Source organism: Frankia umida, assembly GCF_023242945.1.
GTDB classification, from domain to species: Bacteria; Actinomycetota; Actinomycetes; order Frankiales; family Frankiaceae; genus Frankia; species Frankia umida.
Genome location: NZ_JALKFT010000067.1, coordinates 1 through 6,682, shown reverse-complemented (window position 1 = coordinate 6,682; position 6,682 = coordinate 1). Strand labels below are relative to the sequence as shown.

The 6,682-nt window shown below is 65.3% G+C and carries 10 protein-coding genes and 1 pseudogene; 3 read left to right on the top strand and 8 right to left on the bottom strand.

Going from position 1 to position 6,682, the window contains the following annotated elements; translation table 11 throughout:
- Window positions 1-196 (top strand): hypothetical protein (locus MXD59_RS25575; protein WP_248827131.1); only part of this gene is annotated, 196 nt, incomplete at its 5' end.
- A 716-nt stretch (window positions 197-912) separates the two neighbouring features.
- On the opposite strand, the gene MXD59_RS25570 is transcribed toward MXD59_RS25575, so the two are convergent.
- The 4 genes from MXD59_RS25570 to MXD59_RS25555 all read right to left on the bottom strand — a co-directional run bounded on the left by MXD59_RS25570 (window position 913) and on the right by MXD59_RS25555 (window position 2,425).
- Window positions 913-1,239 (bottom strand): DUF6069 family protein, encoded by a 327-nt coding sequence (locus tag MXD59_RS25570; protein WP_248827129.1) that lies wholly within the window; start codon window positions 1,237-1,239, stop codon window positions 913-915.
- A 195-nt stretch (window positions 1,240-1,434) separates the two neighbouring features.
- Complete coding sequence (locus tag MXD59_RS25565; RefSeq protein WP_248827128.1) at window positions 1,435-1,641, bottom strand: integrase core domain-containing protein; 207 nt, start codon at window positions 1,639-1,641, stop codon at window positions 1,435-1,437.
- An 83-nt stretch (window positions 1,642-1,724) separates the two neighbouring features.
- Entirely contained in the window at window positions 1,725-2,156 is a 432-nt protein-coding gene (locus tag MXD59_RS25560) for a hypothetical protein (protein ID WP_248827127.1), read from the bottom strand.
- Entirely contained in the window at window positions 2,129-2,425 is a 297-nt protein-coding gene (locus MXD59_RS25555) for a hypothetical protein (protein ID WP_248827126.1), read from the bottom strand. The genes MXD59_RS25560 and MXD59_RS25555 overlap by 28 nt, the downstream gene beginning before the upstream one ends.
- 607 nt (window positions 2,426-3,032) lie before the next feature.
- On the opposite strand from MXD59_RS25555, the gene MXD59_RS25550 reads away from it, so the two are divergent.
- The gene (locus MXD59_RS25550; RefSeq protein WP_248827125.1) at window positions 3,033-3,215 is read left to right on the top strand and encodes a hypothetical protein; all 183 of its coding nucleotides are present in this window, start codon (window positions 3,033-3,035) and stop codon (window positions 3,213-3,215) included.
- A gap of 336 nt (window positions 3,216-3,551) precedes the next feature.
- Here MXD59_RS25550 and MXD59_RS25545 read toward each other — a convergent pair whose 3' ends face one another.
- The 3 genes from MXD59_RS25545 to MXD59_RS25535 all read right to left on the bottom strand — a co-directional run bounded on the left by MXD59_RS25545 (window position 3,552) and on the right by MXD59_RS25535 (window position 5,842).
- Window positions 3,552-4,289, bottom strand: coding sequence for a pentapeptide repeat-containing protein (locus MXD59_RS25545; protein WP_248827124.1), 738 nt, complete (start codon window positions 4,287-4,289; stop codon window positions 3,552-3,554).
- Between the two features lie 293 nt (window positions 4,290-4,582).
- Window positions 4,583-5,455, bottom strand: coding sequence for an aminoglycoside phosphotransferase/kinase family protein (locus tag MXD59_RS25540; RefSeq protein ID WP_248827123.1), 873 nt, complete (start codon window positions 5,453-5,455; stop codon window positions 4,583-4,585).
- A 15-nt stretch (window positions 5,456-5,470) separates the two neighbouring features.
- Window positions 5,471-5,842, bottom strand: coding sequence for a glycine-rich domain-containing protein (locus MXD59_RS25535; RefSeq protein WP_248827122.1), 372 nt, complete (start codon window positions 5,840-5,842; stop codon window positions 5,471-5,473).
- Between MXD59_RS25535 and MXD59_RS25530 the strand changes: the two genes are divergently transcribed.
- A complete protein-coding gene (locus tag MXD59_RS25530; protein ID WP_248827121.1) occupies window positions 5,841-6,389 on the top strand; it encodes an SDR family oxidoreductase in 549 nt (182 codons plus the stop codon). The genes MXD59_RS25535 and MXD59_RS25530 overlap by 2 nt on opposite strands.
- Before the next feature lie 147 nt (window positions 6,390-6,536).
- Here MXD59_RS25530 and MXD59_RS27610 read toward each other — a convergent pair.
- Window positions 6,537-6,682: pseudogene (locus tag MXD59_RS27610) on the bottom strand (RNA-guided endonuclease TnpB family protein); the annotation flags it as partial.

Sequence of the window (6,682 nt, the reverse complement as noted above, 5' to 3'; positions counted from 1 at the left end):
AGCCGGTCGAGCCGCCCTGGGCGCCGCCGCCACCGAACGAACCAGTGGAGCCACCCTGGGCGCCACCGGGCCCGAAGGAGCCGGTCGAGCCGCCCTGGGCGCCGCCGCCACCGAACGAACCAGTGGAGCCACCCTGGGCGCCACCGGGCCCGAAGACGGCGGTCGAGCCGCCTTGGGCGCCGCCGCCACCGAATGAACCGGTGGAACCGCCCTGAGCAGCCGCTTCTGCGGACTGCGTAAACATCAGTATCGCCGCTGCCGGAGCCGTGGCCAGCACCGCGCACACTCGCTTCTTCTCGAGTCGCATAATAAATACCCCTTCGCTTGTTCTCCTACTCAGACGGTGAGTTGTTGCCTTCTCCATGCAGCGATGTCACCCAGAGTGAGCAATTAATCGCTGCGAATCCCATACTGCGGTAGGTGTGTCCTGCGTGCCACTCCGCCGGATCCGCGCGGGGGGTCCCGACTGTCGAGAAAGGCCGCCCTGTGGCTTGGGCGCCAGGGGTTCTTCGTTTCTGGGATCACCGGAAATTCGACGAGTTCCCATGCTGTCGTCAGCTCGGATATTTGACTACACCCGGACTTGGGTGAAGTATGGGCTGAATATGTGAATTGACGGTTCACGAAGACCTGGAGATCGCAAAGATCCAGCAGGGTGCCGGGTCCGGCAGCGTCACCACGCCATCGACCGTGGGGAGTCGCCCGCCGCGGTGGGTCGTTCCAGCTGGGCGCGGGCAGCGGCCGTGATACGGCTCTCCGTCGCGGCTACCCGCACGTCGCCGACCACACCGTGCGCAGCGGTCGTCCTGCGCGCTGCCCCGCCCGGCTCAGGTCCAGGTTGGCCGGCAGACCGCCACGGGCCGGCCCCAGACGGACCGGACGGGTGTGGCAAATAGAACTTGTGTGGGTGAATCAAATAATCAGGGCAAGGCCGACCAGCAGGTGCAGGCGGGTGAGGGTCACCCCGGCGACGAGACTGTCCGCCTGCAGCGGCCCGGTGAAGGAACTCGCGAGTGCGGCGCCGGCGATCCTCGCCCACCAGCGCCCGGCCCATCGGGTGCGCTGTTCGAGTACGGCCAGCAGCACCACAGCGGCAGCCGCAACACTGACAGGAGCCCAGGCGGCGGCGCAGGCCAGGTTGGACGCCGAGGAAGCACTGATCGCATCGCCACAGGGGAAGGCGTTCGTCACCGCGTTCCGTGCGGCGTACTCGCAGCTGTCCGAGAACCGGCTGGACAAGCGCATCGTGCGGAACGGCAGCCGGTCTGTTCGGACATCAGCGAGGCAGGTGCGGATGTGGCGCTGACGCGGTTGCCTTTGCGCCTCGCGTACCACGCGATCACGCCGGATGGCACGCAGACGAAGAAGATCTTTGATCTGGTGGTGCGGCACTTATGTCCAGTGATGTGCCCTTTTAAATCCGGGTAGTCCCTATTAGGTCGATCTACGCGGCGGGCTGTTTTTCAGGTATTCGTCGTGGACCTGCCGTGGGGTGCGGTAGTCGAGCGCGGAGTGGCGGCGTGTCGTGTTGTAGCGGAGTTCGACGTATCGGGTGATGTCGCGGCGGGCGTGTTCGCGGGTGGGATAGGCGGTGCGGTGGGCCCGTTCGTTCTTGAGGGCGGCGAAGAATGATTCGTCCATGGCATTGATGTCCCCTATTCTAGTAGGGGGCACTGTCCGGAAGAAAAAAGGCACCTAGTGCCTCCGCGGACCGCTACACACGTCTATCTGTCAGCGCGGGGCAACTGTGCGAATCTCGACGTGACCCCCACGGAGACAGCGAGACACAGACCTGCCAGCGGAATCTCCGCGACGCACATCAGCAGGAGCGCCTCCGCGTAGTCGCCGCCCGACTTCGCGGTCACCACGTCGAACCAGGCATCCGTGAAGAAAAGCGTGCTGGAGACGGCAGCCGCCGGGGACGCGAAGATGCTGCGCCGGCGGAGCAGCGCGGCGGTGATCACCAATGCCAGTACTTCCATGACGTCCAGTCCCATCCAGGCCAGCCCCCAGCGTCGGATGACATAGGTTCCGCTTCCCTGGAAGATGCCGAGGAAAAAAATCCACGGAATCAGAGAGATCGCGCAGAAGAGAAGAACGTTGGATATTCTCCGCACGGATAGAACACCTAGCTCGCTCTGCATTCTCTTGCCCACGGATCTGATTCTAGCAGTAATGTCTCATGGCGAGTTCGACGATAGTTTTTCGGCTGGCTATGTTGCGTCGGCCGGTGTCGTGGTCGACGACGACGGTGAGAGTGGTGGCCCTTGCGGTAGGCGATCTCGTTCATGCTGATCCGGGTCAGGTCCTCGAAGCGGTCGAGGGTGCCGGTGAGGTCGGCGATGACATGGGTCGTGATGTCGTCGACGGTGCGAAACGCCACCCGAAGCAGCTCGGCCAACTGCGTCTTGGCCAGGTGCTTCACCAGTCAGACGCAGGTCTGTTCGACATCGCGGGTGAATCCCGATCCCGGTCGTGCCCAAGAGGTCGCGGACACGAACACGTGATGCTCCGGGCAGCGCACGCGGGGAAGATCCGCCTCGAGGTAGACCTAGACGGTGCCCAGATCCGGGGCTCGCCAGCGGCGCCGTCCCACATTCTTGTCGTAGCCGGGACACGTCGTTCCACAGCGGGAGCATCGTCCTGATGCGCTTTTTGGGTTCATGGACGGTTGAGGATCGTGTTTCGATCCTAAGCCTGGCGACGAGGACGGAGTGTGCCACGTGGGAAGTGGTGGGTGGGGCGGTCGGCGAGCATCGGCATGATTTCAGATGACATCTTTCGCCATCGACCTTGATGTGGCGAGGAGATTCGCCGGTGGCAGGGTTATCTACGCGACGAAGATAAATCACGGCGATGGTATGACCATATCAAAATCGCCGGATTCTGACGTTTTGGTGCGACGCATCATAGGGGTGGAACTGTGGTCATATTAGTAGTCGATCTCATAGGATATGAGATCGACTACTGGCCTGTGGGTGTGCCATTCGCAAGCGACAAAGACATGATTCACCGGCGCAGTTCTTGTCGAGGTGATCGACTGCATCTGCCCGTTCTGCGACGCGCGACTGCGGGCTGCGGTCGCCGACACCGGAAACCCGATCCTTGGCAAGGGCCGTGCTGTGCGACTTCGCGCCCACGACTTCGTTCGGGAGTGCCCGGTCTGCCATCAGAAGATCACGGGGCTCGTCGTCGAGTTCCTGCCGCCGCTCTGATCCCGGCCTGCACCGAAGATCGGTAGCTGCGCCATCGCAACCTCCAGTCCCGGCTTTTGCTGTCGTGGCTGGTGATGCGGCCGGTCTGCCCGACCTGGGCGAATGGCCTGTTCTACCTGGCCTGGCCGGGGCGCCGGGGGAGTCGGGCCAGGGTGTCACGTACCCGGAGGGCCCGCTTCGTCCGAGCTGGCCGAATCACAGGAGCTGGCCCGACCGGACACCCTTCTCGCTGGCCTGTGATGGCGTTGGGTGTCTGGTCGATCGCTCGACGGCAGCGGGCGACTCGCATGGGGCTGTGACGCGGCTGATCGCTGCGTCGGTGTGGGTCGGTCCGGGTCAGTCGGGCGACTCCTCGTCGACCACGTTGATGCCCAGGGCGCTGGCGAACAGGTGGGCCAGGGTGACCATGTCGCTGCTGGCCACCACGGCGCCGGCCATGCTTGTCACTCCGCTGGCGCCCTCCAGCGTGCAGTTGATCAGGCGGGTGCCGTCCATCCGCGCTCCGGAGAGCTGTGCGCCGCTCAGATCGCAGGTCCTGAAGGTCGCCCCCCGAAGGTCGGCGTCGTGAAAATCGGCCTGTCTGAGGTTGCAGTCGACGAACAGGGAATCCGTTGCGGTGGACGACTGGAAGCTGGAGAAGTCAAGTCGGCAGTCCCGAAAGGTCACGTCACGCAGTCGTCCGTTGGCCCAGGAAAACCCGGTCATCCTGCATGCTGTCATCTCGACGCGGACCAGGGACGAGTTCGTCGCCTGCAGGTTCGACAGGTTGGATCGCTCGGCGACGGTGTCCATCACCATGGCCCGTGAAAGCCGCGTGCCACTGAGGTCGGAGTTGGCGATACGACACTTGTCGATCTCTACCGCAGCGGAGTTCTGGCCGGAGAGATCGCTACCGTCGAACAGGGTGCTGGTATAGATGCCGTCGTCGTCGAGTCCCGGCGCGCTGACCGCGGTGAGCGACGCTGGTACCGCAGGGGCTGCGGGCCGGCGTGTCTGGGCTTCTCGCGGTGCTCGTCTGGAACGTGTGGGGGGCATGGCGGGCAGTGTAGTGCGCCGTGAACCGGTGGCTTGCATGCGTGCACGGACCGTGAAGCGCGGTGGGTGTCTCGGCTGGAGGATTCCGCTGCTTGTCGATTGTCCGTGGAGTTTCGGCGGGCGAGTCATGATCACGCTGGTCGCGTCGGCGGTCAGGGATTTGCGGATTACCTGGAAAGCGACGGGTGTGGTATCAGCAGCTGACCATGGGCGAGGGTTTTCTTGTCATTGCAGGACTGGTCTGCGAAGATGATACGGACTGGAGTGAGAATCGTAGGGCAGCCGAGGTCGAGATCGCGCTTATCGGCGCCGAGGGCGACTCCGCAGAGATCTCAATGTGATATGCCGACTCGCCAGGCGGCGTAGTCGCGGGCGGCGTGAACCCATGGCCCGCCGGTCCCTTCGGTGGCTTCCCGGTAGGTCCACAGGCCGGCGACGAGTGCGGCGAACGCGGTCAGCGTGGCGCCGTCAGTCGGCCAGCCTGGACGGGTCGCTGCCCATGCTTCGGCGTCGTGCGGGGTGTGCCCAACCTGGATGAGTCGGATGACCAGGAAAGCCCGGTCGACCCAGCTGGCCGCGGCACCGGGAAAGCCCCAGTCGATCACGTGGACGTCGCCGCTGTCGTCGATGACGAACTGGTCGGCGTGCAGGTCGGTGTGGACAAGGCGGTCGCCGCGTACGGCCTGGGATGCGAGCGAGGCCCATCCGTCCATCTGGTCGACGTCGACGCCGGTTACAACATGCGGGGCGACGGCACGCAGACGACTCCACCAGTCCCGGACACTCCACCGCTCGTGCAGGCCGCGTACCCCTGGGGCTGGCAGGGAGCTGATCCGGTCCAGCGTCTGCCCGACGACAGCGAGATCGGCCGAGCCGGGGGAGAGGTCCGCAGGCCGGCCTGACAGATATTCGAAGCCGACGATGAGCCATGGCTCGCCGTCCGCTTCGACGTCCTCGGCGAAGATCACGGCCGGGGCGACGCTGGGGGCGAGTGTTCCGGCCGTGATCTCGTTGCGCAACCAGCGCATCCGTCGGCAGATTCCGCGGACGGCCTTGACGAACACCGCCCCGCCGCGGGTGTGGACGACGGCGGCAAGGTCGTTGTTCTGACCGCCTGGCACCGCCACTACGGAGTCCACCGTGCCCAGGTGACGCCCGGCGGCCTGGCGCACCACAGCGGGAAGCGAGTCCCAGCGGTCCACCACGGTCAGATCCTCCCTCTATGGCCGCGGGATTCGGGTTTCCTCGTTCTCGTTACCGTCCTTGCCGGAGGCGGAACAGTTTCCCTCGTCCGAGCACTCGCCGTGTCGGCCCTCGACAGCGAGAGGCCACAGGTCGGCGTCGAGGGTGTATCCGGCTGCGGTGATCGCGGCCAGGGTACGCATGCGCTCAGCGGCGGTGTCGGCTGCCTCCCCGGTGGGGCCGCTGGGGATGTGGTGGATGTACCGGCCGGCGATCTGGTGGCAGAAGTTGGTGTAGCCGCGGGTGTAGAGCAGGAAGGTGTGCCAGCCGATATCGACGAGGCGGCTTGGAACCAGGCGGGCGTCCGGGGTTGCGGCGCTGGCAGCGAGGAACGCCAGCGTCTGGTCCATGATCCTGACCGCGAGGTCGCACAGCATCCCGAAGGCCCTCGTTCCCACCAGGTCGTTCCCACTGGCAGAGACCGATCCGGCCGCCTTCGTGCGCGTGATCGTGAGGTGTTCGAAGGTCTTTGGCGAGAAGCTGCACTCCGGCCTTGCCCACAGCTTCAGCAAGAACTTCGTCCAGTGGTACTCCCGTCGCCTCGCCGCCGTCTTCGGCGCGAGGGAGGCACGAGTGCTCTCGGTGTCTCCGGGCAGCTTTGACACGGCGATGGGCAAGCTCGAAGCCGACCCTGGAGCATCGGATCTCCTGAAGGTCTCGGCGATCAAGCGCTTCGGCGAGCCCGAAGAGATCGCGGCGGTGCTGGCGTTCGCGGCGAGCGAGGCTCCCGGGTATCTCACGGGCATCGACATCCTCGTCGACGGCGGCACGCGCGCCGGCCAGGAGTTCAGGTCGAAGTCGTGGCGCCCGGAGAACCGATCGCGGTGCGCCCTGGCACCGAGTCATGTTCGATTCGGTGCCAGGGCCGTCCGACCTCAAGATAATCAACGCCGTTGACGTCGTCTCGCTTCATGATCATAAAAAGCCACTCGACGAGAACGGCACCTGGTGGCACCGCCCGATCGGGCGACCCGCGATGATGTCCGGGCGGCGGGACTGATGGGTTGACGTCCTCCCCCGTCTGAAGGCGGGGGATTCCAACTCCTACACACCCGTCAGATGAGGAGGTGCGCGGTGTTGGGGTTCGCGGTTCACGGGCTCCGGCGACCCGGCGCCTCCCCGCGCGGTCACGGCCCGTCCGGCCGCGATGTTCCTAGCCGCGTTCACGTCGGCGTTGGCCGTGTGCCCGC